Raw genomic sequence first — 23,879 nt, forward strand, 5'->3', positions numbered from 1 at the left:
ATGGCCGACGATCCCTTCGTCCTCGGCGGTACGTCCTTCACGTCCCGCCTGATCATGGGCACCGGCGGGGCGCCCAGCCTGGAGGTGCTGGAGCGCGCGCTGGTCGCCTCCGGCACGGAGCTGACGACGGTCGCGATGCGGCGCGTGGACCCCTCGGTGCACGGTTCCGTGCTGTCCGTCCTGGACCGGCTCGGGATCCGGGTGCTGCCCAACACCGCCGGGTGCTACACCGCCGGTGAGGCCGTGCTGACGGCCCGCCTCGCGCGCGAGGCGCTCGGTACGGATCTGGTGAAGCTGGAGGTGATCGCCGACGAGCGGACGCTGCTGCCGGACCCGATCGAGCTGCTCGACGCGGCGGAGACGCTGGTCGACGACGGGTTCACGGTGCTGCCGTACACCAATGACGACCCCGTGCTGGCGCGGAAGCTGGAGGACGCCGGATGTGCGGCGATCATGCCGCTGGGGTCGCCGATCGGGTCGGGGATGGGGATTCGCAACCCGCACAACTTCGAGCTGATCGTGGAGCGGGCGGGGGTGCCGGTGATCCTGGACGCGGGGGCGGGTACGGCGTCGGACGCGGCGTTGGCGATGGAGCTGGGGTGTGCGGGGGTGATGCTGGCCTCCGCGGTGACCCGGGCTCAGGAGCCGGTGCTGATGGCTGACGCGATGCGGCATGCGGTGGAGGCGGGGCGGTTGGCCCGGCGGGCCGGGCGGATTCCCGTGCGGCGGTTCGCGGAGGCGTCGTCTCCTGCGGAGGGCCTGGCGGTGCTGGATCCTGAGCGGCCTGCCTTCTGAACCGGCGTGGGTGCTGGCCGTTTCCCTCCGACCCGCGCACCACCCGTTTCCGGGCGGCTGGCAGGTTCACGTTTGCCGTGGGTGGCTCGGCGCCGTCGGCGGCTTCTCCTTCGTGCGTTGCGTCACAGGTACGAATCAGTCCTGGTGCGATCTCGAAGCAAGCGGCCAGGTCTGTCAGTCGCTCCTCGTACACTCACCTGCGTGGACACGACCCTTCAGGACCCTCTCGTCGGGCAGGTGCTCGACGGTCGTTATCGCATCGACGCGCGGATCGCCGTCGGTGGGATGGCGACCGTCTACCGGGCCGTGGACACCCGGCTGGACCGCGTTCTCGCCGTCAAGGTGATGCACCCGTCGCTCGCGACGGACGGCACGTTCGTCGAGCGGTTCATCCGTGAGGCCAAGTCGGTGGCGCGGCTCGCGCACCCCAACGTCGTCCAGGTGTTCGACCAGGGGACCGACGGGGCGTATGTCTATCTCGCCATGGAGTACGTCGCGGGCTGCACCCTGCGCGATGTGCTGCGCGAGCGCGGGGCGCTCCAGCCGCGGGCCGCGCTGGACATCCTGGAGCCGGTGCTCGCCGCGCTCGGCGCCGCGCACCGGGCGGGGTTCGTGCACCGGGACATGAAGCCGGAGAACGTGCTCATCGGGGACGACGGCCGGGTCAAGGTCGCCGACTTCGGCCTGGTGCGCTCGGTGGACACCGTCACCAGCACCACCGGCGCGGTGCTCGGCACCGTCGCCTACCTCGCCCCCGAGCAGATCGAGCAGGGCGGCGGCGTGGACGCGCGCGTCGACGTGTACGCGTGCGGGGTCGTCCTGTACGAGATGCTCACCGGCGGCAAGCCGCACGACGGGGACTCCGCCGCCGTGGTCCTCTACAAGCACCTCCACGAGGACGTGCCGCCGCCCTCGGCGTCCGTGCCGGGCCTGGCGTACGAGCTGGACGAGCTGGTCGCCTCGGCCACCGCGCGCAACCCCGGTATCCGGCCGCACGACGCCGTGGCGCTGCTCGCGCAGTCCCGTACGGCGCGCGGCGCGCTCAGCGACGAGCAGCTGGACATGGTGCCGCCGCAGGCGCTCGGCACGGACCACGGCCACGACAACGCCGAGGACCGCACCAGCGTGCTCCCGCGCTCGCTCACCGTGCCGCGGACGCTGCCCGTCGACGGGGACGCCCCCGACCCGTACGGCCCCCACCTCACCAGCCGCCTGGACGCGCCGCCGCTGCCGCCGCGCCGCCGGACCGGGCTGCCCCGGCGCGGGGTGCTCACGATCGTCGCGGCCGTCCTGCTGGCCCTCGGCATCGGGGCGGGCGTCTGGTACATCAACTCCGGCCAGTTCACCAAGGTCCCCCCGCTCCTCGCACAGACCGAGCAGGAGGCCCGGGACCGGCTCGGCGACGCCGGTCTCGACGTCGGCAAGGTCGAGCGGGCGTACAGCGACACCGTGCAGCGCGGCACCGTGATCAGCACGGACCCGGCACCGGGCAGCCGGATCCGGGGCAACGGCTCCGTCGCCCTCACCCTCTCGCGCGGCCCGGAGACCGTGCAGGTGCCCGACGTGACGGGATACCGGCTGGACAGGGCGAAGGACGTGATCAAGCAGGAGGGCCTGCAGCCCGGCATGGTCACGCGCACGTTCAGCGACGACGTCCCCAGAGGCTTCGTGATCAGCACCGGCCCGGAGAGCGGCACCGAGCTGCGCTCCGGCTCCGCGGTCACGCTCACCGTCAGCAAGGGCAACCCCGTCGACGTGCCGGACGTCCTCGGCGACGACCTGGAGGACGCCCGGGAGGAACTCCTCCGGGCGGGTCTGAAGGTGCGGATCGCCGAAGAGGAGATCCACTCCGGGTACGACGCCGGACAGGTGGCCCAGCAGTCGCCGGGCGCCGACGGCGAGGCCGCCGAGGGCGACACCGTCACGCTGACCGTCTCCAAGGGCCCGGAGATGGTCGAGGTCCCGGACGTGGTCGGGGACAGCGTCGACGACGCCAAGGAGAAGCTCCAGGACGCCGGTTTCGAGGTCAAGGAGGACCGCGGGCTGTTCGGCCTGTTCGGCGACACCGTCGAGGGCCAGTCCGTCGACGGCGGTGAGACGGCGCCCAAGGGGTCGACGATCACCATCGAGATCGGGTGACAAGAGGTCGTACGCACGTGAGCACTCCCCGCAACCCCGTCGGCAGCCACGTCCCGGTCGCCGGTGGACTGAACACCGTAGGACTCGGCTACGCCCGTGAGCTGGGCGCCGAGACCGTGCAGGTCTTCGTCGCCAACCCGCGCGGGTGGGCCACGCCGACCGGCGATCCCCGGCAGGACGAGGCGTTCCGCGCGGCCTGCGCGGCCCAGTCCCTACCGGCGTACGTGCACGCGCCGTATCTGATCAACTTCGGCTCGCACACCGAGGCGACCGTCGAGCGGTCGGTGGAGTCGCTGCGGCACTCGCTGCGCCGTGGCCGGGAGATCGGCGCGCTCGGCGTGGTCGTGCACACCGGCAGCGCGACCGGCGGCCGGGACCGGGCGGTGGCCCTGAAGCAGGTGCGGGAGCGGATGCTGCCGCTGCTGGAGGAGCTGACCCACGACGACGACCCGTTCCTGCTGCTGGAGTCCACCGCGGGCCAGGGCTCCTCGCTGTGCTCGCGCACCTGGGACCTGGGGCCGTACTTCGAGGCGCTGGACGCGCACCCGAAGCTCGGCGTCTGCCTGGACACCTGCCACATCTTCGCGGCGGGGCACGACCTGACCGGCCCGAGCGGTATGCACCAGACCCTCGACCTGCTGGTGGACACGGTCGGCGAGGGCCGGCTGAAGCTGATCCACGCCAACGACTCCCAGGACGTGGTGGGCGCCCGCAAGGACCGGCACGCGAACATCGGCGCCGGTCACATCGGCGAGGACCCGTTCCGGGCGCTCATGACCCACCCCGCGACCGACGGCGTGCCCCTGGTCATCGAGACCCCGGGCGGCAAGGAGGGCCACGCGGCCGACGTGGAGCGGCTGAAGAAGCTGCGGGAGACCGCGTAGGACCTACAGCTCCGGCCCCTCCCCCGGCTCCTCCTGGTACGAGTACCGCTGCTCCCGCCATGGATCGCCGATGTTGTGGTAGCCGCGCTCCTCCCAGAAGCCCCGGCGGTCGGCGCTCATGTACTCCACCCCGCGGACCCATTTCGGGCCCTTCCAGGCGTACAGATGGGGGACGATCAGGCGCAGCGGGAAGCCGTGCTCGGCGGTGAGCAGTTCGCCGTCCTTGTGGGTGGCGAAGATCGTGCGCTCCGCGGTGAAGTCCGACAGGCGGAGGTTGGAGCTGAATCCGTACTCCGCCCACACCATCACATGGGTGACTTCGGGGGCGGGCGGCGCGAAGTCGAGGATGGTGCGGGCCGGGATCCCGCCCCACTCCGCGCCGAGCATGCTGTACTTCGTCACGCAGTGCAGATCGGCCACCACCGTGGTGTACGGCAGGGCCGTGAACTCCTCGTGGGTCCAGCAGTGCTTCTCGCCGTCGGCGGTGGCGCCGAACACCCTGAACTCCCAGCGCTCGGGCCGGAACTTGGGCACCGGTCCGTAGTGCGTGACCGGCCAGCCGCGCTGCACTCGCTGCCCCGGCGGAAGCTCGTACCGTGCTGCTTCTCCTGCTGCGCGCTCCACCGGCTGACCCATGTCTCCATCCTGACAGAACCTGGACGGTGCACCCGACCAGGGTCGGACCAAAACGGTCAACTAGCGCTAAGTATGCACTAACTTACTAAGTGCGCACTTACTGGACGATCTTCTGTACCGGTGCAATCATGCGGCGGCAACCTCCCCATCTGGCAGTCCCGACGTGGAAGGAGCCCCGCATGCAGGGCGACCCCGAGGTCCTCGAACTGCTCAACGAGCAGCTGACCGCCGAGCTGACCGCGATCAACCAGTACTTCCTGCACTCCAAGCTGCAGGACCACAAGGGGTGGACGAAGCTCGCGAAGTACACCCGCGAGGAGTCGTTCGACGAGATGCGGCACGCGGAGGTGCTCACCGACCGCATCCTGCTCCTGGACGGCCTGCCCAACTACCAGCGGCTGTTCCACGTCCGCGTCGGGCAGACGGTCACCGAGATGTTCGAGGCGGACCGGCAGATCGAGGTCGAGGCCATCGACCGGCTGCGGCGCGGGGTGGAGGTCATGCGCAGCAAGGGCGACGTGACCTCGGCGAACATCTTCGAGGCGATCCTCGCCGACGAGGAGCACCACATCGACTACCTGGAGACGCAGCTCGACCTGATCGAGAAGCTGGGCGAGTCGCTGTACCTGTCGACGCTGATCGAGCAGAGCCAGCCGGACGCCTCGGGACCGGGCACGGGCGGCTTCTCCAGCCACTGACCCGGGTCGGGGCTTGCCGTTCAGGCCGCCTCGGCGGTCACCCGCTCCACGGCGGTCTGGTTCGCCACGTCCGCCAGCGGCGACCTGCCCTGGTCGGCCAGCTCCCGGCGCGGGCAGTTGCCGCGGCCGAGGAGTGCCTGGATACGGCGGACACAGCCGCCGCAGTCGGTGCCCGCCTTGCAGGCGGAGGCGATCTGGCGGGGCGTGCACGCGCCGTTCTCCGCATGCTGCTGGACCTGCTGCTCGGTGATGCCGAAGCAACTACAGACGAACATGCGGGGTTCACCTCCCGACAGGGATCAGGGTCGTGCCGTACCGACCCTTGATCGGTGAGGCTAACCTAACCTTACCCGCCGCTCAGGTGGCGCAAAAGTGGAGTGGGGCGCGGATCGTATGTGATCCGCGCCCCAGTCGATGTCCCTGCCCCTGGTTACTGGTCCCGGTACATCTCCGCGACGAGGAACGCCAGGTCAAGCGACTGGCTGCGGTTCAGCCGCGGGTCGCAGGCCGTCTCGTAGCGCTGGTGGAGGTCGTCGACGAAGATCTCGTCGCCGCCGCCCACGCACTCGGTGACATCGTCGCCGGTCAGCTCGACATGGATGCCGCCCGGGTGGGTGCCGAGCGCCTTGTGGACCTCGAAGAAGCCCTTGACCTCGTCGAGCACGTCGTCGAAGCGGCGGGTCTTGTGCCCGGAGGCCGCCTCGAAGGTGTTGCCGTGCATCGGGTCGGTCACCCAGGCGACGGTGGCGCCGGACGCGGTGACCTTCTCCACCAGCTCGGGGAGCCGGTCGCGGATCTTGTCGGCGCCCATCCGCACGATGAACGTCAGCCGTCCGGGCTCGCGGTCGGGGTCGAGCCGCTCGATGTACTGGAGCGCCTCCTCGGCCGTGGTGGTCGGACCGAGCTTGATGCCGATCGGGTTGCGGATCCGGGAGGCGAACTCGATGTGCGCGTGATCCATCTGCCGGGTGCGCTCACCGATCCACACCATGTGCGCGGAGACGTCGTAGAGCTGGCCGGTGCGCGAGTCGACGCGGGTGAGCGCGGACTCGTAGTCGAGCAGCAGCGCCTCGTGGGAGCTGTAGAACTCGACCGTCTTGAACTCCTCCGGGTCGGCCCCGCAGGCGTGCATGAAGTTCAGCGCGTTGTCGATCTCCCGCGCGAGCTGCTCGTAGCGCTGCCCGGAGGGGGAGGACTTCACGAAGTCCTGGTTCCAGGCGTGCACCTGGCGCAGGTCGGCGTAGCCGCCGGTGGTGAAGGCGCGCACCAGGTTCAGCGTGGACGCCGACGCGTGGTACATCCGCTTCAGCCGCTCGGGGTCCGGCACGCGGGCCGCCTCGGTGAAGTCGAAGCCGTTCACCGAGTCGCCGCGGTACGACGGCAGGGTCACGCCGTCGCGGGTCTCGGTCGACTTGGAGCGCGGCTTGGAGTACTGGCCCGCGATCCGGCCGACCTTCACGACCGGCACGGAGGCGGCGTACGTCAGCACGGCGCCCATCTGGAGCAGGGTCTTCAGCTTGGCGCGGATCTGCTCGGCGCCCACGGCGTCGAACGACTCCGCGCAGTCGCCGCCCTGGAGGAGGAACGCCTCTCCCTTGGCGACGGCCGCCATCCGGGCGCGCAGCTGGTCGCACTCGCCCGCGAAGACGAGCGGCGGATACGACTCGAGGTCCGCGATCACTGCGCGCAGAGCCTCGGTGTCGGGGTACTCGGGCTGCTGCGCCGCGGGCAGGTCTCGCCAGGTGTTGCCAGCGGTGGCGCTGGTCTTAGCGTTCACGGTCACGTCCACCACATTACGGGGTCGTGTCGGGCACTCCGCCCCACGCCCAGCAAATGAGACGCCCCGTACGGTCCGCGGACATGCGGTAGGGTCCGTGTCATGTTCGCGCACCCGACCCAGAACTGGTGGTGGCCCGCTCCTCCGGCGGCCCACTGACTGCGCGTACGCAACACTTCGCGAAGGCCGCCCGAGAGGCGGCCTTCGGTGCTTTCCGGATCCGGGCCGTCTCTCCTTCTCCGTTCGAAGGAGTACGACCATGCACCTGCCCGATCTGCTCACCGATCCCCGCCCCTTCGCCCTGCTCCGCCGCCGCGCCCCGGGGCACGACCAGGACACCGTCGAGCTGCTCGTCGGCCCGGTCTCGGTGCGTGAACGGCTCGCCGACCTGCCCGACGAGGGCCTCGCGCTGGTGCCGTTCCGGCAGATCCGCGAGCGCGGCTTCGACGTCCGCGACGACGGCACCCCGCTGACGGTCCTGGTCCCCGAGGAGACCTACGAGATCCCGCTCGCCCAGGTGCTCGAGCTGCTCCCGGCGCACCGGGTGCGGGTCGAGGGCGGCGGCTTCGACGTGGACGACGAGGAGTACGCGGAGATCGTCGGACGGGTCCTGCGGGAGGAGATCGGGCGCGGCGAGGGCGCGAACTTCGTCATCCGCAGGACGTACGAGGGTGAGATCCCCGGCTTCGGCAGAGCGGACGCCCTGGCGCTGTTCCGGCGGCTGCTGGAGGGTGAGCGGGGCGCTTACTGGACGTTCGTCGTGCACACCGGGGAGCGGACGCTGGTGGGCGCGAGTCCCGAGGTGCATGTGCGGATGGCGGGCGGCACGGTCGTGATGAACCCGATCAGCGGGACGTACCGCTATCCCGCCGAGGGGCCCACCCCGGAGCATCTGCTCGGCTTCCTCGCCGACGGCAAGGAGATCGAGGAGCTGTCGATGGTGGTCGACGAGGAGCTGAAGATGATGTGCACCGTCGGCGACATGGGCGGGGTCGTCGTCGGGCCGCGGCTGAAGGAGATGGCGCACCTCGCGCACACCGAGTACGAGCTGCGCGGCAAGTCCTCGCTGGACGTACGGGAGGTGCTGCGGGAGACCATGTTCGCGGCGACCGTCACCGGGTCGCCGGTGCAGAACGCCTGCCGGGTGATCGAACGCCACGAGGCGGGAGGACGCGGCTACTACGCGGGCGCCCTGGCCCTTCTCGGCCGGGACTCCGGTGGCGCCCAGACCCTGGACTCCCCCATCCTCATCCGCACCGCCGACATCTCCCCCGACGGCCGCCTGCGGGTCCCTGTCGGCGCCACGCTGGTGCGCGGCTCGGATCCGGCGGGCGAGGTGGCGGAGACGCACGCCAAGGCGGCCGGGGTGCTGGCGGCGCTGGGGGTACGCGAGCAGCGCCCCCGCGAGGAGTCCGTACGGCCGGTGCTGGCCGACGACCCCCGGGTGCGGGCCGCGCTGGACGGGCGCCGGGCCTCGCTCGCGCCGTTCTGGCTGCGGATGCAGGAGCGGTCGGACGCCCTCGCGGGGCACGCCCTGGTCGTCGACGGTGAGGACACCTTCACGGCCATGCTGGCGCACGTGCTGCGCTCCGGGGGTCTGGAGGTGACCGTCCGGCGGTACGACGAGCCGGGGCTGCGGGAGGCGGCGCTCGCGCACGAGGGCCCGCTGGTGCTGGGGCCGGGCCCCGGTGACCCGTCCGACACGGCCGATCCGAAGATGCGGTTCCTGCGCGCCCTGACCGCCGAGGTCATCGGGGCGGACCGGCACGGGGTGCTCGGCGTCTGTCTCGGGCACGAGCTGATCGCGGCGGAGCTGGGGCTGGAGATCGTCCGCAAGGAGGTGCCGTACCAGGGGGCGCAGACGACGATCGACCTGTTCGGGCGGGCGGAGACGGTCGGCTTCTACAACAGCTTCGTGGCGCGCTGCGACGACGGGGCGGCCACCGGGCTGGCGGCGCACGGCGTCGAGGTCAGCCGCGGCGCGGGCGGCGAGGTGCACGCGCTGCGCGGGCCGGGCTTCGCGAGCGTGCAGTTCCACCCCGAGTCGGTGCTGACGCTGAACGGCGCCGGGGTCGTACGGGAGCTGGTCGGTCAGCTGCGCGGCACGAGCACGTTCTCCGAGCGGCGGCCCGCGCGGTAGTCGAGGACGTTCTTCAGGGTGGCCTCGACGATCTGGCCGACCGCCTCCTGGGTGTAGTACGCCTGGTGGGAGGTGACCAGGACGTTGGGGAAGGTGACGAGGCGGGCCAGGGTGTCGTCCTCGATGGCCTGGAGGGACTTGTCGAGGAAGAACAGGCCCGCCTCCGCCTCGTACACATCGAGGCCGACGCCCGTGAAGCGGCCCGCGCGCAACTCGGTGACCAGCGCGGCGGTGTCGATGAGGCCGCCGCGGCTGGAGTTGACGAGGATGGCGTCGTCCTTCATCGACTTCAGCGCGGCGGCGTCGATGAGGTGCTGGGTCTCCGGCATCAGCGGCACGTGCAGGGAGATGACGTCGGACTCGGCGAGGAGCTGTTCCTTGGGGACGTAGCGCATGCCCAGCCGCATGCACTCGGGGTTCTCGGCGACGTCCCAGCCGAGCAGCCGCATGCCGAAGCCGTGGGCGATCCGGGCGAACGCCTCGCCGATCTTGCCGGTGCCGAGGACGCCCGCGGTGCGGCCGTACATGTCGCGGCCCATCAGTCCCTCGAGGCGGAAGTCGAAGTCGCGGGTGCGGGTGGAGGCGCGCACGATCCGGCGGTTGACGGCCATGGCGAGGGTCCAGGCGAACTCGGCGACGGCGTACGGCGAGTAGTACGACACCCTGGCGACCGTCATGGCGAGCCGGTCGGCCACCGCCAGGTCGATGTTGTTGAAGCCGGTGGAGCGCTGGGCGACCATCTGGGTGCCGCCGGTCGCGAGGGTCTGGAGGACCTGGTGGCCCAGGTCGCAGTTGACGCTGGTGCAGATGATCTCGTGGCCCGCGGCGATGGGGGCCGTGTCCGCGTTGAGGAAGACGTCCAGGCAGCGGACCTCGTGGTGGCCGCGGAAGGCCCGCTCGATCAGGGGCCGCTCGTCCGCCTGCACACCGAATGCCAGGATCTCCACGGGACCTCCCGAAGTCGTGAGCCGTGCGGCTGCCGGTACTGCCGAATATACGATCTTCAGCCGAAGAACACGCCGACCTCCGCGTACAGCTCCGGGCTGACCGTCCGCGGCGGCGCCTTCGCCTCCGCGAGCGGGACCCGGACGATGTCCAGGCCGCGCAGGGCCACCATCCGGCCGTAGTCGCCGTCGCGCACGCAGTCGATGGCGTGCAGGCCGAAGCGGGTGGCGAGCCAGCGGTCGAAGGCGCTCGGCGTGCCGCCGCGCTGCACATGGCCGAGCACGGTGGTACGGGCCTCCTTGCCGGTGCGCCGCTCGATCTCCCTGGCCAGCCACTCGCCGATGCCGGACAGCGGGACCGGGCCGGAGGGGTCCGACTCGTCGTCGTCCCCGGGCATCGGGTCGCCGCCCACCGGCGCGGCGCCCTCCGCGACGACCACGATGGGGGCGTACGACGCCTTGAAGCGTGAGGTCACCCAGGCGCACACCTGGTCCAGGTCGAAGGGCTGCTCGGGGATGAGGATGACGTTGGCGCCCCCGGCCAGGCCGGAGCGGACGGCGGCCCAGCCGGTGTGACGGCCCATCACCTCCACCACGAGGACCCGCATATGGGACTCGGCGGTGGTGTGCAGCCGGTCGATGGCCTCGGTGGCGATGTTGACGGCCGTGTCGAAGCCGACGGTGTGGTCGGTGGCGGCCAGGTCGTTGTCGATGGTCTTGGGCACGCCCACGCAGGGGATGCCGTGCTCCTCGTGGAGCCGGGCGGCGATGGAGAGGGTGTTGCGGCCGCCGATGGTGATGAGCGCGTCGATCTCGTGCTTGGCGAGGTTCTCCCGGATCCGGCGCACCCCGGTCTCGCCCTGCTGGAGGGGGTCGGTGCGCGAGGAGCCGAGGATGGTGCCCCCGCGGGGCAGGGTGCCGCGCACGGCGGGGATGTCCAGGCGCACCACATCGCCCTCCAGGGGGCCGCGCCAGCCGTCCCGGAAGCCGATCAGCTCATAGCCGTACTCCTGCACGCCCTTGCGGACGATGCCGCGGATGACGGCGTTGAGGCCGGGGCAGTCGCCGCCTCCGGTCAGTACTCCGACCCTCATGGGACGTCCCTTCGCCACGGTTGCCGTACCGGGTGTGCCGTGCTGCCGTGCTGCCGTACGGGCCACGCTACCGGGGGCGGGCTACTCCTCGTCGAGACCGCGCTCTATGGCGTACCGGACCAGCTCGACGCGGTTGTGCAGCTGGAGCTTGCCGAGGGTGTTCTGGACGTGGTTCTGCACGGTGCGGTGGGAGATCACCAGGCGCTCGGCGATCTGCTTGTAGCTCAGGCCCTTGGCGACCAGGCGCAGCACCTCGGTCTCGCGGTCGGTGAGCCGGGGCGCGTCGGGCTCGCCCGCGTCGGGGGCGGGCGCGGGCTCGGCGGCGAGGCGGCGGTACTCGCCGAGGACGAGGCCCGCGAGGCCCGGGGTGAACACCGGGTCCCCCGCGGCGGTCCTGCGTACCGCGTCGAGCAGTTCCTCGGTGGAGGCCGACTTCACCAGATAGCCGGTGGCGCCGGACTTCACCGCCTCCAGCACGTCGGCGTGCTCACCGCTCGCGGACAGCACCAGCACCCGCAGGGCGGGGTTGGCGGCGACCAGTTCCTTGCAGACCTGGACGCCCGGCTTGGCGGGCAGGTTCAGGTCGAGCACCAGGACGTCGGGGGCGGCGGCCTTGGCGCGGCGCACCGCCTGCTCGCCGTCCCCGGCGGTGGCCACCACGTCGAGTCCGGATTCGGCCAGGTCGCGGGCGACGGCGTCGCGCCACATGGGGTGGTCGTCGACCACCATGACCTTGATCGGGCCCCGCTGTTCGCTCATCGTGTCTCTGCCTTCCCCCGTGCGGTCGTGGTCTCCTTCGTCCCCTTCGGCACCTTCAGCTCGACCTCGGTGCCCTGGCCCGGCACCGAGATCAGCTCGGCGGTACCGCCGATGTCGCGCAGCCGCCCCCGGATCGACAGCGCCACCCCGAGCCGCCCCTCACCCTCGGCCTGGGCGAGCCGGCCCTCGGGGATGCCGGGGCCGTCGTCGCGTACGGTCACGATCACCTCGTCCGGCTCGTCCTCGACGAGGATCCAGGCCTGCGCGCCCTCGCCCGCGTGCCTGCGGACGTTGTCCAGGGCCGCCCCCACCGCCGCCGCCAGTTCCTCGGCGGCGGCCACGGGCAGCGGCACCGGGGCGCCGGGCTCGGCGAGGCTGACGCGGGCCCCGGCGTACGGCGTCAGCAGCGTGCGCAGGTCGACGGGGCCGTCCCGGCGCTCCTCGGCCCGCGCGGGCGGGACCGCCGCGTCCGGTGCGCGCAGACCGCCGGAGACCAGCGTGCGCAGCGCCACCTCCTGCTCGCCCGCGAGCCGCCCCAGCTCGGCCGCCTCGCCGCCGATGACCGCGCCGCGGCGCTGCACCATGGCCAGCACCTGGAGGACGCTGTCGTGGATGTCCCGCGCGAGCCGCTCGCGCTCCCGGGTCGCGGCCTCGATCTCCAGGGCGCGGGCGAGGGTGCGCTCGGAGGCGCGGGCGACCTCGACGACGTAGCCGATGGCGATGGAGGCGACCCAGACCAGGATCACGGCGTGGACGGTGTCCCGGGTCGGGGAGCCGCGGTGGATCAGGTTGGCGGCGGCGACCAGCGTGGAGGCGAAGGCCGCCCAGCGCCAGCCGCCCTTGAGGGCGAAGGCGAGCACGCTGCCCGCCGTCCATATGGACGGCAGCGTCGCGTTGCCCGCCTCGATGCGCTCGGTGGAGTCGGCGAACCGGGTCAGCAGGATGCCCACCAGGGCGATGGTCAGGTCCGCGGTGAGGAACCGCTTGGTGCAGCTGGCCGCGTTCGCCACCCGGGGCAGGGTGGCCAGGGTCCAGACGACGAGGACGGTGAAGAAGGCCGTGGCGACCCAGGGACGCGCGAACTCGTCGTGGGCGCGGACGAACAGGCCGACCGCGTACACCATGGTCAGCACCCGGTAGCCCGCCAGCGCACGCCACAGCGGCTGCTCGACCGACATCTTCATGACCCGCTCACGCTCGGTCATGTCCCCCACCCCCTGGCCTGGACGGCCCGCCACCCGCGGTACGGCCCGGACTGACGCCGCCGGGCCCGGACCGACGCTACTGGTTCCGGTCGTCCCGCTCGGCCCGCTTCTCCTTCTCCGCCTGTTCCTTCTCGGCCTGTGCCAGCGCGGCCCGCGCCGCCTTCGCGGCGTCCTTCTCGGCCTTCGCCGCCTCCGCGATCTGCCGCTTGGCCGCCGTGGCGTACATGTCGACGTACTCCTGGCCGGAAAGGTTCATGATCTCGTACATGACCTCGTCGGTCACCGCGCGCAGCACGAAGCGGTCGTGTTCCATGCCCTGGTACCGGCGGAAGTCCAGCGGCTTGCCGATGCGGATGCCCGGGCGCATCAGCTTGGGCACGACCTGGCCGGGCGGCTGGATCTTCTCGGTGTCGATCATGGCGACGGGGAGCACCGGGGCGCCGGTGGCGAGCGCCACGCGCGCGAGGCCGCCCGGCTTGCCGCGGTAGAGGCGGCCGTCGGGCGAGCGGGTGCCCTCGGGGTAGATGCCGAACAGCTCACCGCGCTCCAGCACCTCGATGCCGCTCCTGACCGCGGCCTCGCCCGCGCCGCGCGCCCCGGAGCGGTCCACCGGCAGCTGGCCCACGCCCTTGAAGAAGGCGGCCGTCATCCGGCCCTTCAGGCCGGGCGTGGTGAAGTACTCGGCCTTGGCGATGAAGGTGACCTTGCGGTCCAGGACCGCGGGCAGGAAGAAGGAGTCCGAGAAGGACAGATGGTTGGAGGCGAGGATCGCGGGGCCCTCGGCGGGGACGTTCTCCAGGCCCTCCACCCAGGGCCGGAAGACGAGCTTCAGCGGACCCCCGATGGATACCTTCATCGCGCCGTACAACAACCGAGTGCCTCCTGTGTCTGTGGAACAGACCTTAACCCGGAGCCCGCCCAATGGGGCCTGCGGCCCTGGTCGGTGTCAGTGCGGTCGCGTACGGTGAAGCAGACCCGGATCGTTCACGCCCCTCTCATGAACAGGAGACCGAAGGTGCCGGTCCTCCCTGGAGCCGAGCCGTACCGCCATGAAGGCGGAGAGGTCGGCGTACTGCTCTGCCACGGCTTCACCGGTTCCCCGCAGTCGCTGCGCCCCTGGGCGGAGTACCTCGCCGGGCACGGCCTGACCGTCTCCCTGCCCCTGCTGCCCGGCCACGGCACGCGCTGGGAGGACATGCAGCTCACCGGCTGGCAGGACTGGTACGCGGAGGTGGACCGCGAGCTGCGCGCCCTCACCGCGCAGTGCGCCCAGGTGTTCGTCTGCGGCCTGTCCATGGGCGGCGCCCTCGCGCTGCGGCTGGCGGCCAGGCACGGGGACGCCATCAGCGGCGTCGTGGTCGTCAACCCGGCGAACAAGGTGCACGGCCTGTCCGCGTACGCCCTCCCCGTGGCCCGGCACCTGGTCCGCACCACCCGGGGCATCGCCAGCGACATCGCCAAGCCGGGCAGCGTGGAGACCGGCTACGACCGGGTCCCGCTGCACGCCGCGCACTCCCTGCGGAACTTCTTCCGCCGGGTCGACGGTGAGCTGCCGCAGGTCACCCAGCCGTTGCTGCTGCTGCACAGCGCGCAGGACCATGTGGTGCCGCCCGCCGACTCGGCGCGGATCCTCAGCCGGGTCTCGTCGACGGACGTCAAGGAGATCCTGCTGGAACAGAGCTACCACGTCGCGACGTTGGACCACGACGCGGACCGGATCTTCGACGAGAGCATCGCGTTCATCGGCCGGCTCGCTCCCCGTGTCGGCAAGGAAGGGACGACCGCAGGTGGCTGAGCACGAGTCCGACCGCGAGGGCCGCGATCCGGACGAGGCGGGTGTCCCGTTCGACGAGGAGGCCGCGTGGGCCGCGATCGTCGCCGCGTACGGCGACGAGCCGCCGGACCCGCCCGGCTCGAAGCCGTTCAAGTCGGTGGAGGACCTGGCCCTGCTGGAGGCGGAGCCGAACGGCGCCGACTCGGCGGACCCGGAGCCGGGTGACACCAAGACCGACGACAGCAAGGCCGACCCGGCCACCTCCCTGGGCGGCTCGGTGGTCTTCGCCCCCGGGGTGGGCGCCGGTTCCGGTCCCCGTGACTACTCGGTGCCCGAGCCGTCCGAGGAGGACTTCGACCGGGACGACGAGGGCCACTTCGTGCCGCCCGAGCCGCCGCCGCTGCCCGCCGCCGACGCCACCTCCAAGTTCGCCTGGCTCGCGGTGCTCGGCGGTCCGCTGCTGCTTCTGCTGGCGGTGCTGCTCGGCCGGGAGATGACCTGGTGGCTGACGACCGTCGGCATCGGCGGCTTCCTGGGCGGCTTCGCCACGCTGGTGATGCGGATGCGGACGGATGACGACGAGGACGACGATCCGGGGCGGGGGGCGGTCGTCTAGACCGCCCGGCCGCCAGGGCCTGGCTGACGACTCCCGCCTGCTCAGCGACGACGGGAATCGTCAGCCAAGCCCTGGTCCGCCGCGGGTACCTTGAGGGCGGCCAGGACCGGGAGGTGGTCCGTGGCCGCCCTCAGGTCTGCCTCCGTCACACCGGGGTGGCCGAGGGGCACTCCGCAGCCGAGGATCTCGATGGCCTTGGTGGCGAAGATCGCGTCGATGCGCTGGTGCGGGCCGGTGGCCGAGAAGGTGTGCTCCGCGCCCCAGGGGGCTACGGCCCAGCAGTCCCGCAGGTCCTCGGAGAGCCGCCGGAAGGTGCGGCCGCCGGGGCGTTCGTTGAGGTCGCCGCCCGCGACGACGTGCTCCGTGCCCAGCGCGGCGACCCGGTCGAGGAGCATGCCGCCCTGTTCGTAGCGCTCGTCCCGCTGGAGCGAGAGATGGCAGCTGACGACGCCGAGGCGGGCGCCGCCGAAGCGGACGACGGCGGTCGCGAGGCCGCGGCGGTGCTCACCGGGGGTGAGCGGCAGCAGGACGTCCTCGGTGCGCTCGACGGTGGCGCGCAGGGAGCACAGCAGGGCGGGACCGGCGGCCGTGCCGCCGCCCGCGAGGATCACCAGACCGGACTCGGAGGCGAGGCGGGCGAGCTTCTTGCGCCAGCGGAAGAAGCGGGGGGCCTCCTGGACGAGAACCAGGTCGGGGGCGCAGGCGGTGATCACTCGGGCGAGGGCGGCGGTGTCGTCGCGCATCGAGCGGATGTTGTAGCTGAGGACGCGGAGGACGGCGGAGCCGTCGGGCTCCGTGACAGACATGGGGAGCGGCGCCATGGTGATCCAATGTACGCCCAAGGGCCCGGGGCGCGGGGTTCATTGGCGACTGACGGTTCGTCGTGGCTCGTCGCGCAGTTCCCCGCGCCCCTGAGGGCGGACACGTGCCCCGGCTTACATGATCGGGTCGGGCTCCCTGGCCAGGTCGGCGGCGCCGACGAGGCCCGCCTTGTTGCCCAGCTGGGCGGCGATCACGTCGGCCACCGGACGCCAGTTGCCGCCGACCAGCCAGCGCTTGTAGGACTTGCGGATGGGGTCCAGGACCAGGTCGCCCTCGTCCGAGAGGCCGCCGCCGACGATGAACGCGGAGGGGTCGAAGAGGGAGGCGAGGTCGGCGAGCCCGGCTCCGGCCCAGCGGGCCAGCTCGCGGTAGGAGTCGACGGCGACCGGGTCGCCCTGGCGGGCGGCCATGGAGATGTGCTTGCCCTCGATGCCGTCGGGGGTGCCGTCGCCCAGCGCGAGCAGGGTCTCGGCGCGCTCCGGGGTGGCGTTGGCGCGCTGCTTGGCGTACCGCACGAGGGCGCGGCCGGAGGCGTACTGCTCCCAGCAGCCCTGCGAGCCGCAGCCGCACAGCAGCCCGTCCGGGACCATGCGGATGTGGCCGAACTCGGCGGCCACGCCGAAGTGCCCGCGGCGCAGCTTGTTGCCGATGATGATGCCGCCGCCGAGTCCGGTGCCGAGCGTGATGCAGATGACGTTGCGGTGGCCCTTGCCCGCGCCGAACTTGTACTCGCCCCAGGCCGCGGCGTTGGCGTCGTTCTCGACGACGACGGGGAGGCCCACGCGGGCCTCGACCTTCTCCTTGAGCGGCTCGTTGCGCCAGTCGATGTTCGGGGCGAAGTAGACCTCGGAGCGCTGCCGGTTGACGTATCCGGCGGCACCGATGCCCACGCCGACGATCTCGTGCCCGGCGCGCGCGCCCTCCACCGCGGAGGCGATGGCGTCCACGATGCCCTCGGGCGTGCCCGGGGTCGGCACCTTGTGGGTCGAGAGGATGTTGCCTTCCTCATCGACCACGCCGGCCGCGATCTTCGTGCCGCCGATGTCGACGCCGATGGTGAGTCCCATGAATCCCTCAGTTTCGGTCGAGCCCCGCTACGGCCAACCGTACCCGAGTGGCAGGTCAGTCCAAGTCGATGCGCTGCCCTGGGCCGGTGCCCTCGCCGGGATCGCGGGGATCGCTGGGGTCCTGGTCCAGGTCGCCGCCCAGGTCCTCGCGGAAGTCCCTGGCGCCGGACGTCCAGCGGCTCTCCTGGGCCTGGACCGCGGAGCGGTAGGCGGCGAGGAGTTCCTGTCCGGCGGCGGCGAGATGGTCGAAGACGTCCGGGTTGCGTTCGATGACCGGTTCGACGGCGGCCTTGGCCTGCTGGACGACCTGCTGCACCACCTGCTGGGCGGCGGGTCCGGCGACCGCTCCGAACAGCGGGGACTGCAGGCTGGACAGCCTGTCCGTGACCGAGTCGACGAGCTTGCGCAGCTCGTCGGCGGCCGAGCCGGGGGGCCGCCCTTGCTCGGCGCGGCGGCGGGCCTTCTCCGCCTCCAGGTCCTCGGCGCAGGCGGTCGCCCAGGCGTCGGCGTCGGTGGCGCGACGGACCTCGTCGGCCGCCTCCTCGGGAGCTGCGTCGGAGGTGGGGCGCTCTTCGCTCATGGCGGGCTCCTGACTACGGTTCGTCCTTACGACGTTACCCGAACGGGCCTCGCGGATTCACCGTGCCGTCGGCCAGAGCCCGGGGTCCGGCGCGAACCGGACGCACAGCTCGCCGTCGCGCAGTCCGGCGCCCGAGACGGTGCACCGGCGCAGGGCGGAGGGCAGGGGCACGATCCGGTGGAACTGCCCGGCGGTGATGACGAGTTCGTCGCCGCGCCGGATGAGGTCGAGGTCGTCGCGTGCGGCGCCGGGCAGGGGGATGTGCCAGACGAGGACGCCGTCGTCGGCGAGGTGGTCGGTGACGGGCCACTCGACCGTGGGGCGGCTTTCCCGGGGGTTGACGGTGGGCACGGCGAGGGTGGTGAGGTCGTCGCCGCCGCGGGGGTCGCGGCCGAGGTGGTCGACGGTGCGGACGTCGTACGACTCCCGCCACTCCTCCACCGCCTTGCGCTGCTGCGCGATCACCCCGGCGAGCCGGGTGTCCGCGGTCGGCTCCGGGAAGACGCGGTTGGCGACCAGCAGGTCCGTGCGCAGGCCGCGCAGGGCGAGGCCGAGGGTGGCGGTGCGGACGGCGTCCTGACCGGCCGGGGAGGGTTCGGCGACGAGTCGTACGACGGTGTCGCGGTCGGCGAGGACGGCTTCGGCGGCGGCCAGCTCGACGTCCCAGCGGGCCGCGGCCTCGTACAGCCACTCGGCGGGCATGGGGACGCCCGCGAGCCGTCCCAGCATTGGGCGCAGGGCGCGGGCCGCCTGCCGTTCCCGCGGGAGCAGGCGGCGGAGGTAGCGGCGGAGCTGCTCGGGGAGGGCGAGCAGGGCGAGGGCGTGCGGGGTGGGGGGCAGGTCCACCACGAGCAGGTCGTGCGCGTCGTCGGCGAGCGCGGCGTCGCGCAGGGCGCGCAGGAGGGCCAGTTCGGTGGCGCCGGGGAGGGGGGTGGCCTCCTCGGGGTCGAGGCCGGTGGCGCCCAGCAGGTCCAGGGCGGTGGTGGCGCGGTCCTGGAGGGCGGCGAGGTCGGCACGGAATCCGGTCGCCGGGTCGGGGCGCCAGGCGGTCAGGTGCGGCGCGGCCTGCCGTGGCACCGGGCCCGTGGGCGTGCCCAGCGCCGTGCCGAGGGTGTCGGTGGGGTCGGTGCCGAGGACGAGTGTGCGGGTGCCCTGCCTGGCGGCGGCCAGGGCGGTGGCGGCGGCGACGGTGGTACGGCCTGCTCCGCCTGGGCCGGTGATCAGGATGGTGCGCATGGGGGTGAACGGTAACGGACGCCTTTTCGGGTACCCGGCGTCGCTGCTGGCCGGGGGTGGGCGCGGGGCCCGGCGTCACGGGGTGCCGCTGTGCAGACCCGCGGAGCCTTCAGCTCGTCGCCTCGACCCGCTTCTTCAGGCCCGCCAACGCCCGGTCGATGATGACCTTCTCCGCCTTGCGCTTGATCATGCCGAGCATGGGGATCTTGACGTCGACGGTCAGCTGGTAGGTGACCTCCGTCGACGACGGGCCCAGCGGCTTCAGCAGGTAGGAGCCGTCCAGGGAGCGCAGCATCTGGGACTTGACCAGCGTCCAGGAGACCTCGTTGCCCCCGGCCCAGGTGTACTCCAGCGTCTGGTCGTCCTTGATCGCACCCGCGTCCATGACGAGCCGCACCTGCTCCGCCCGCCCCTGCGCGTCCGTGGCGAGGACCTCCGCCTCCTTCACCTCTCCCGTCCAGTCCGGGTACCGGGCGAAGTCGGCGATGACGCTCATGACGTCGGCCGCAGGGGCCTCGATCGTGATGCTAGAGCTGGTGTGTTCCGCCATCGCCGTGGCTCCTCCAGTTACGGTCCGGTGCGGGAGGGTGCCAGGCTACCGCGCGGCACGGAGACCGACGTCACCCCGGCTCACCACTCCAGCGCCCACGGCCGCCCCGTTCCCGCGAAGTGCCCCACGTTCACGCACTCGGTCGCCCCGATCCGCATCCGCCGTACCAACGGCTGGTGCACGTGTCCGAAGAGCGCGTAGCGCGGGCGGGTGCGCCGGATCGCGGACAGCAGCGCCCGGCTCCCGCGTTCGAAACGGCGCGCCACGGTGTCGTAGACCAGCTCCGGCACCTCCGGCGGTATGTGCGTGCACAGCACGTCGACCTCACCGACCGCCGCTATCTTCGCCTCGTACTCCTCGTCGCTTATCTCGTACGGCGTGCGCATGGGCGTGCGCAGCCCGCCGCCGACGAAGCCGAAGACCCGGCCGCCGATCTCCACCCGCTCCCCGTCGAGCACGGTGGTGCCGGGCCCGGCGTACTCCCGCCACAGCGGCGGCATATCGACATTGCCGTAGGTGGCGTACGTAGGAGTGGGGAACACCGCGAACAGTTCGGCGTACTGCTTGCGCACCGCCCGCTCGATCACCGCCGCCCGGTCCGCGCCGATCCCCGCCCACAGCCGGGCCCCGAACTCGCGCGCCTCCTCGAAGCGGCGCTCGGTGCGCAGCGCCACGATGCGGTGCGCGTTCTCCACGCCGAACAGGTCGGGGAAGATACCGCGCGAGTGGTCGGCGTAGTCGAGGAAGAGGACGAGGTCGCCCAGGCAGATGAGAGCGTCCGCGCCGTCACCCGCCCTCGCCAGATCACGCGCGTTGCCGTGCACGTCGCTCACCACATGGACCCGCGTGACCCCGTCACCGGCTCGTGTAAGTGCCATGGCGATCAAGCGTAAGCGCGTGCGGCAAACGTGAACAGTGGCGGCCGGACCTGCGACGACTCGCCAGCCGGGAAACCCGTGGACTACTGTGCGCGCAGCAACACCAACCTGTGTGACGCAGCGAACATCTCGCCGGGACCCCCTGTCGAACAGCCATACCGGCGGGTAACGTCCGGGCAGTCCAGTCGTGCTCTGGTTTTCAACATCCGAAGCCCCGAGCACCTGCCCGAGCCTTGGACCGCACCGTCGCAGCAACACAACGTCGTGGCGCCGGCGCCCTATGAGGAGCAGCAGTCTTGCGCGAGTTCAGCCTTCCGGCTTTGTACGAGGTCCCCGCGGACGGCAACCTGACCGACATCGTCCGCAGAAACGCCGCGCAGCACCCGGACGTCGCCGTGATCGCCCGCAAGGTCGGCGGCGTCTGGCAGGACGTGACCGCCGTCGAGTTCCTCGCCGAGGTCCGCGCCGCGGCCAAGGGCCTCATCGCCTCCGGTGTGCAGCCGGGCGACCGGGTCGCCCTGATGTCCCGCACCCGCTACGAGTGGACGCTGCTCGACTTCGCGATCTGGAGCGCGGGCGCGATCACCGTGCCGGTGTACGAGACCAGCTCGCCGGAGCAGGTGCAGTGGATCCTCAGCGACTCCGGCGCCACCGCCTGCGTCGTCGAGCAGGACCACCACACGGCCGCCGTGGAGTCGGTGCGCGACCGGCTGCCCGAGCTGAAGCACCTGTGGCAGATCGACGGCGGCGGGATCGAGGAGCTGGTCCGGGCCGGGCAGGAGGTCAGTGACGAGACCGTCGAGGAGCGCGGCTCGCAGGCGAAGGCCGACGACCCGGCGACGATCGTCTACACCTCCGGCACCACGGGCCGCCCCAAGGGCTGTGTGCTCACCCACCGCAACTTCTTCGCGGACTGCGGCAATGTCGTGGAGCGGCTGCGCCCGCTGTTCCGCACCGGCGAGTGCAGTGTGCTGCTGTTCCTGCCGCTGGCCCATGTCTTCGGCCGGATGGTGCAGATCGCCCCGATGATCGCGCCGATCAAGCTGGGCTGCCTGCCGGACATCAAGAACCTCACCGACGAACTGGCCGCGTTCCGGCCGACGCTGATCCTGGGCGTGCCGCGGGTCTTCGAGAAGGTCTACAACTCGGCGCGGGCGAAGGCGCAGGCGGACGGCAAGGGCAAGATCTTCGACAAGGCGGCGGACACCGCGATCCTGTACAGCCGTGCGCTGGACACCCCGTCCGGCCCGTCCCTCGGGCTGAAGCTCAAGCACAAGGTGTTCGACAAGCTCGTCTACAGCAAGCTGCGCGCGGTGCTCGGCGGCCGGGGCGAGTACGCCATCTCCGGCGGTGCCCCGCTCGGCGAGCGGCTCGGCCACTTCTTCCGCGGCATCGGCTTCACGGTCCTGGAGGGCTACGGCCTCACCGAGACGACCGCGCCGACCGCGTTCAACCCGTGGGACCGGCAGAAGATCGGCACGGTCGGCCAGCCGCTGCCCGGTTCGGTGGTGCGGATCGCCGACGACGGCGAGGTGCTGCTGCACGGCGAGCACATCTTCAAGGAGTACTGGAACAACCCGCAGGCCACCGCGGAGGCGCTGGCGGACGGCTGGTTCCACTCCGGTGACATCGGCACCCTCGACGAGGACGGCTATCTGCGGATCACCGGCCGCAAGAAGGAGATCCTGGTGACGGCGGGCGGCAAGAACGTCGCCCCGGCCGTGATCGAGGACCGCATCCGGGCACACGCGCTGGTCGCCGAGTGCATGGTGGTGGGCGACGGGCGGCCGTTCGTGGGCGCGCTGATCACCATCGACGAGGAGTTCCTGGGCCGTTGGGCGGCCGAGCACGGCAAACCGGCGGGTTCCACCGCGGCGTCCCTGCGCGACGACGCGGACCTGCTGGCGGCGGTGCAGTCGGCGGTCGACGACGGCAACGCGGCGGTGTCCAAGGCGGAGTCGGTGCGCAAGTTCCGCGTGCTGGGCTCGCAGTTCACGGAGGACTCCGGCCATCTCACGCCGTCGTTGAAGCTCAAGCGGAACGTGGTGGCGAAGGACTTCGCGTCCGAGATCGAGGCGATCTACGCGAAGTAGCGGCCCGGGGCACGGTCAGAGCAGCTTCTCCAGCCGCTCCGCGAGCAGTTCCCACCGCCACCTCTCCTCGACCCACCGCCGCCCCCGCTCCCCCATCCGACGGCGCAGCCCGTCGTCGCCGAGGAGGGTGGTGATCCGGTCGGCGGTGTCCTCCACCGAGCCGCCGCGCACCACCCAGCCGGTCTCCCCGTCCAGGACGGCGTCGGGGGCGCCGCCGGAGTCCCCGGCGACCACGGGCAGCCCGGTCGCGGAGGCCTCCAGGTAGACGATGCCGAGGCCCTCGACGTCGAGTCCGCCGCGCCGGGTCCGGCACGGCATGGCGAAGACGTCCCCGGCGCCGAAGTGCGCGGGCAGCTCGCTCCAGGGCACGGCCCCGGTGAAGCGCACCGACGCGGCGACTCCGGTCTCCGCGGCGAGACGGCGCAGCTGCCTGTCGTAGGGGCCGCCGCCGACGATCAGCAGGACGGCGTCGGGCTGGACGGTGAGTATCCGCGGCATGGCGAGGATCAGGGTGTCCTGGCCCTTGCGCGGCACCAGCCGGGAGACGCACACCACCACCGGCCGGTCGGTGAGCCCGAGCCGGGCGCGGACCTCGGCGCCGCCGGAGCCGGGGTGGAAGGTCTTCTCGTCGACGCCGGGCGGCAGTTGGGCCATCCGCCCGGCCGCCCCGTCGCTCAGCGCGGCGGCGATCCGGGAGCGGGTGTACTCGCCGAGGTAGGTGAGGGTGTCGGTGGAGTCGCCGATGCGGCGCAACAGGCGCCGGGCGGCGGGCAGTTGCGCCCATCCGGCCTCGTGCCCGTGGGTGGTGGCCACCAGCCGCTCGGCCCCGGCCCGGCGCAGCGCGGGCGCCATCAGCCCGAGCGGTGCCGCCGCCCCGAACCACACCGCCGTGCACCCGTGTTCCCGCAGCAGGCCCACGGCCCGCCGGGTGGCGGCGGGCGTCGGCAGCAGCATCGTCGTACGGTCGCGTACGACGGTGAAGGGCTGCTCCGCGTCGAAGGCGGCGGTGGCCTCGACGCCCTCGCGGGTGCGCTTCCAGGTGGAGGCGTAGACCACGAGCCGCTCGGGATCGAGGCGCAGCGCCATGTTGTGCAGGAATGCCTGGATGCCGCCGGGGCGGGGCGGGAAGTCGTTGGTGACGATGAGGGTCTTGCGCATCGAGGCCGACCCTACCCAACGTAGACTCACAGCT

24 protein-coding genes are annotated in these 23,879 nt (G+C 72.0%); 9 read left to right on the forward strand and 15 right to left on the reverse strand.

What is annotated here, in order from left to right:
• The 3 genes from ACFVQG_RS16710 to ACFVQG_RS16720 all read left to right on the forward strand — a co-directional run bounded on the left by ACFVQG_RS16710 (position 1) and on the right by ACFVQG_RS16720 (position 3,818).
• On the forward strand, positions 1-795 hold the full coding sequence (locus ACFVQG_RS16710; protein WP_383382714.1) for a thiazole synthase: 795 nt from the start codon (positions 1-3) through the stop codon (positions 793-795).
• A gap of 201 nt (positions 796-996) precedes the next feature.
• Positions 997-2,934, forward strand: coding sequence for a Stk1 family PASTA domain-containing Ser/Thr kinase (pknB, locus tag ACFVQG_RS16715; protein WP_383382717.1), 1,938 nt, complete (start codon positions 997-999; stop codon positions 2,932-2,934).
• 17 nt (positions 2,935-2,951) lie between these two features.
• On the forward strand, positions 2,952-3,818 hold the full coding sequence (locus ACFVQG_RS16720; RefSeq protein ID WP_383382721.1) for a deoxyribonuclease IV: 867 nt from the start codon (positions 2,952-2,954) through the stop codon (positions 3,816-3,818).
• 3 nt (positions 3,819-3,821) lie between these two features.
• On the opposite strand, the gene ACFVQG_RS16725 is transcribed toward ACFVQG_RS16720, so the two are convergent.
• On the reverse strand, positions 3,822-4,454 hold the full coding sequence (locus ACFVQG_RS16725) for a sulfite oxidase-like oxidoreductase (protein WP_383382724.1): 633 nt from the start codon (positions 4,452-4,454) through the stop codon (positions 3,822-3,824).
• A gap of 179 nt (positions 4,455-4,633) precedes the next feature.
• Here ACFVQG_RS16725 and bfr point away from each other — a divergent pair, with 179 nt between their 5' ends.
• Positions 4,634-5,152, forward strand: a complete 519-nt coding sequence (gene bfr / locus ACFVQG_RS16730) for a bacterioferritin (protein ID WP_383382727.1) — start codon at positions 4,634-4,636, stop codon at positions 5,150-5,152.
• Between the two features lie 20 nt (positions 5,153-5,172).
• Here the strand turns inward: bfr and ACFVQG_RS16735 are convergent, their stop codons facing one another.
• Together ACFVQG_RS16735 and ACFVQG_RS16740 are read right to left on the reverse strand one after the other, a co-directional pair.
• A complete protein-coding gene (locus tag ACFVQG_RS16735; RefSeq protein ID WP_383382732.1) occupies positions 5,173-5,427 on the reverse strand; it encodes a bacterioferritin-associated ferredoxin in 255 nt (84 codons plus the stop codon).
• A gap of 155 nt (positions 5,428-5,582) precedes the next feature.
• Positions 5,583-6,935, reverse strand: a complete 1,353-nt coding sequence (locus ACFVQG_RS16740; RefSeq protein ID WP_376733147.1) for a class II 3-deoxy-7-phosphoheptulonate synthase — start codon at positions 6,933-6,935, stop codon at positions 5,583-5,585.
• A gap of 96 nt (positions 6,936-7,031) precedes the next feature.
• Here ACFVQG_RS16740 and ACFVQG_RS16745 point away from each other — a divergent pair, with 96 nt between their 5' ends.
• Both ACFVQG_RS16745 and ACFVQG_RS16750 read left to right on the forward strand, forming a co-directional pair.
• Positions 7,032-7,088 carry a trp operon leader peptide gene (locus ACFVQG_RS16745; RefSeq protein ID WP_383383830.1) on the forward strand — a complete coding sequence of 19 codons (57 nt, stop codon included), beginning with the start codon at positions 7,032-7,034 and terminating at the stop codon, positions 7,086-7,088.
• A gap of 100 nt (positions 7,089-7,188) precedes the next feature.
• Positions 7,189-9,069, forward strand: coding sequence for an anthranilate synthase family protein (locus ACFVQG_RS16750; protein ID WP_383382735.1), 1,881 nt, complete (start codon positions 7,189-7,191; stop codon positions 9,067-9,069).
• Here ACFVQG_RS16750 and ACFVQG_RS16755 read toward each other — a convergent pair.
• The 5 genes from ACFVQG_RS16755 to ACFVQG_RS16775 form a co-directional block, all read right to left on the reverse strand.
• A complete protein-coding gene (locus tag ACFVQG_RS16755; RefSeq protein ID WP_383382738.1) occupies positions 9,021-10,016 on the reverse strand; it encodes a 2-hydroxyacid dehydrogenase in 996 nt (331 codons plus the stop codon). The genes ACFVQG_RS16750 and ACFVQG_RS16755 overlap by 49 nt on opposite strands.
• Before the next feature lie 56 nt (positions 10,017-10,072).
• On the reverse strand, positions 10,073-11,107 hold the full coding sequence (locus tag ACFVQG_RS16760; protein ID WP_383382739.1) for a 6-phosphofructokinase: 1,035 nt from the start codon (positions 11,105-11,107) through the stop codon (positions 10,073-10,075).
• 81 nt (positions 11,108-11,188) lie between these two features.
• Positions 11,189-11,866, reverse strand: a complete 678-nt coding sequence (locus tag ACFVQG_RS16765) for a response regulator (protein WP_383382742.1) — start codon at positions 11,864-11,866, stop codon at positions 11,189-11,191.
• On the reverse strand, positions 11,863-13,071 hold the full coding sequence (gene macS, locus ACFVQG_RS16770; protein WP_383382745.1) for a MacS family sensor histidine kinase: 1,209 nt from the start codon (positions 13,069-13,071) through the stop codon (positions 11,863-11,865). Before macS ends, ACFVQG_RS16765 begins: the two co-directional genes overlap by 4 nt.
• A 76-nt stretch (positions 13,072-13,147) precedes the next feature.
• The gene (locus tag ACFVQG_RS16775; protein ID WP_383382748.1) at positions 13,148-13,927 is read right to left on the reverse strand and encodes a lysophospholipid acyltransferase family protein; all 780 of its coding nucleotides are present in this window, start codon (positions 13,925-13,927) and stop codon (positions 13,148-13,150) included.
• A gap of 159 nt (positions 13,928-14,086) precedes the next feature.
• Between ACFVQG_RS16775 and ACFVQG_RS16780 the strand changes: the two genes are divergently transcribed.
• Both ACFVQG_RS16780 and ACFVQG_RS16785 read left to right on the forward strand, forming a co-directional pair.
• The gene (locus tag ACFVQG_RS16780) at positions 14,087-14,866 is read left to right on the forward strand and encodes an alpha/beta hydrolase (RefSeq protein WP_383383833.1); all 780 of its coding nucleotides are present in this window, start codon (positions 14,087-14,089) and stop codon (positions 14,864-14,866) included.
• Positions 14,859-15,461 carry a hypothetical protein gene (locus ACFVQG_RS16785; protein WP_383382751.1) on the forward strand — a complete coding sequence of 201 codons (603 nt, stop codon included), beginning with the start codon at positions 14,859-14,861 and terminating at the stop codon, positions 15,459-15,461. Before ACFVQG_RS16780 ends, ACFVQG_RS16785 begins: the two co-directional genes overlap by 8 nt.
• A 41-nt stretch (positions 15,462-15,502) precedes the next feature.
• Here the strand turns inward: ACFVQG_RS16785 and ACFVQG_RS16790 are convergent, their stop codons facing one another.
• From ACFVQG_RS16790 to ACFVQG_RS16815, 6 genes are all read right to left on the reverse strand, one after another.
• A complete protein-coding gene (locus ACFVQG_RS16790; protein ID WP_383382754.1) occupies positions 15,503-16,282 on the reverse strand; it encodes an endonuclease/exonuclease/phosphatase family protein in 780 nt (259 codons plus the stop codon).
• A gap of 114 nt (positions 16,283-16,396) precedes the next feature.
• Entirely contained in the window at positions 16,397-17,350 is a 954-nt protein-coding gene (locus tag ACFVQG_RS16795) for an ROK family glucokinase (protein ID WP_383382757.1), read from the reverse strand.
• A gap of 55 nt (positions 17,351-17,405) precedes the next feature.
• On the reverse strand, positions 17,406-17,930 hold the full coding sequence (locus ACFVQG_RS16800; RefSeq protein ID WP_383382760.1) for a DUF5304 domain-containing protein: 525 nt from the start codon (positions 17,928-17,930) through the stop codon (positions 17,406-17,408).
• Positions 17,931-17,987: 57 nt separating this feature from the next.
• Positions 17,988-19,166: an ArsA family ATPase gene (locus ACFVQG_RS16805; protein WP_383382763.1), complete on the reverse strand. Its 1,179-nt coding sequence runs from the start codon at positions 19,164-19,166 to the stop codon at positions 17,988-17,990.
• Positions 19,167-19,275: 109 nt separating this feature from the next.
• On the reverse strand, positions 19,276-19,716 hold the full coding sequence (locus ACFVQG_RS16810; protein ID WP_383382767.1) for an SRPBCC family protein: 441 nt from the start codon (positions 19,714-19,716) through the stop codon (positions 19,276-19,278).
• Positions 19,717-19,796: 80 nt separating this feature from the next.
• On the reverse strand, positions 19,797-20,594 hold the full coding sequence (locus ACFVQG_RS16815) for a metallophosphoesterase (protein ID WP_383382770.1): 798 nt from the start codon (positions 20,592-20,594) through the stop codon (positions 19,797-19,799).
• Positions 20,595-20,890: 296 nt separating this feature from the next.
• Here ACFVQG_RS16815 and ACFVQG_RS16820 point away from each other — a divergent pair, with 296 nt between their 5' ends.
• On the forward strand, positions 20,891-22,687 hold the full coding sequence (locus ACFVQG_RS16820) for an AMP-dependent synthetase/ligase (protein WP_383382773.1): 1,797 nt from the start codon (positions 20,891-20,893) through the stop codon (positions 22,685-22,687).
• A gap of 15 nt (positions 22,688-22,702) precedes the next feature.
• Here ACFVQG_RS16820 and ACFVQG_RS16825 read toward each other — a convergent pair whose 3' ends face one another.
• Positions 22,703-23,845 (reverse strand): glycosyltransferase family 4 protein, encoded by a 1,143-nt coding sequence (locus ACFVQG_RS16825; RefSeq protein ID WP_383382776.1) that lies wholly within the window; start codon positions 23,843-23,845, stop codon positions 22,703-22,705.
• Positions 23,846-23,879: the final 34 nt, after the last annotated feature.

This window comes from Streptomyces sp. NPDC057877 (assembly GCF_042796855.1).
In the GTDB taxonomy this organism is placed as follows: domain Bacteria; phylum Actinomycetota; class Actinomycetes; order Streptomycetales; family Streptomycetaceae; genus Streptomyces.

Excerpts from the sequence above, each read along its gene's own strand:
- ACFVQG_RS16710 (WP_383382714.1), top strand. The coding sequence starts at position 1 with ATGGCCGACGATCCCTTCGTCCTCGGCGGTACGTCCTTCACGTCCCGC.
- ACFVQG_RS16725 (WP_383382724.1), bottom strand. The coding sequence starts at position 4,454 with ATGGGTCAGCCGGTGGAGCGCGCAGCAGGAGAAGCAGCACGGTACGAG.
- bfr (WP_383382727.1), top strand. The coding sequence starts at position 4,634 with ATGCAGGGCGACCCCGAGGTCCTCGAACTGCTCAACGAGCAGCTGACC.
- ACFVQG_RS16735 (WP_383382732.1), bottom strand. The coding sequence starts at position 5,427 with ATGTTCGTCTGTAGTTGCTTCGGCATCACCGAGCAGCAGGTCCAGCAG.
- ACFVQG_RS16750 (WP_383382735.1), top strand. The coding sequence starts at position 7,189 with ATGCACCTGCCCGATCTGCTCACCGATCCCCGCCCCTTCGCCCTGCTC.
- ACFVQG_RS16760 (WP_383382739.1), bottom strand. The coding sequence starts at position 11,107 with ATGAGGGTCGGAGTACTGACCGGAGGCGGCGACTGCCCCGGCCTCAAC.
- ACFVQG_RS16765 (WP_383382742.1), bottom strand. The coding sequence starts at position 11,866 with ATGAGCGAACAGCGGGGCCCGATCAAGGTCATGGTGGTCGACGACCAC.
- macS (WP_383382745.1), bottom strand. The coding sequence starts at position 13,071 with ATGACCGAGCGTGAGCGGGTCATGAAGATGTCGGTCGAGCAGCCGCTG.
- ACFVQG_RS16775 (WP_383382748.1), bottom strand. The coding sequence starts at position 13,927 with ATGAAGGTATCCATCGGGGGTCCGCTGAAGCTCGTCTTCCGGCCCTGG.
- ACFVQG_RS16790 (WP_383382754.1), bottom strand. The coding sequence starts at position 16,282 with ATGGCGCCGCTCCCCATGTCTGTCACGGAGCCCGACGGCTCCGCCGTC.
- ACFVQG_RS16795 (WP_383382757.1), bottom strand. The coding sequence starts at position 17,350 with ATGGGACTCACCATCGGCGTCGACATCGGCGGCACGAAGATCGCGGCC.
- ACFVQG_RS16800 (WP_383382760.1), bottom strand. The coding sequence starts at position 17,930 with ATGAGCGAAGAGCGCCCCACCTCCGACGCAGCTCCCGAGGAGGCGGCC.
- ACFVQG_RS16805 (WP_383382763.1), bottom strand. The coding sequence starts at position 19,166 with ATGCGCACCATCCTGATCACCGGCCCAGGCGGAGCAGGCCGTACCACC.
- ACFVQG_RS16810 (WP_383382767.1), bottom strand. The coding sequence starts at position 19,716 with ATGGCGGAACACACCAGCTCTAGCATCACGATCGAGGCCCCTGCGGCC.
- ACFVQG_RS16815 (WP_383382770.1), bottom strand. The coding sequence starts at position 20,594 with ATGGCACTTACACGAGCCGGTGACGGGGTCACGCGGGTCCATGTGGTG.
- ACFVQG_RS16825 (WP_383382776.1), bottom strand. The coding sequence starts at position 23,845 with ATGCGCAAGACCCTCATCGTCACCAACGACTTCCCGCCCCGCCCCGGC.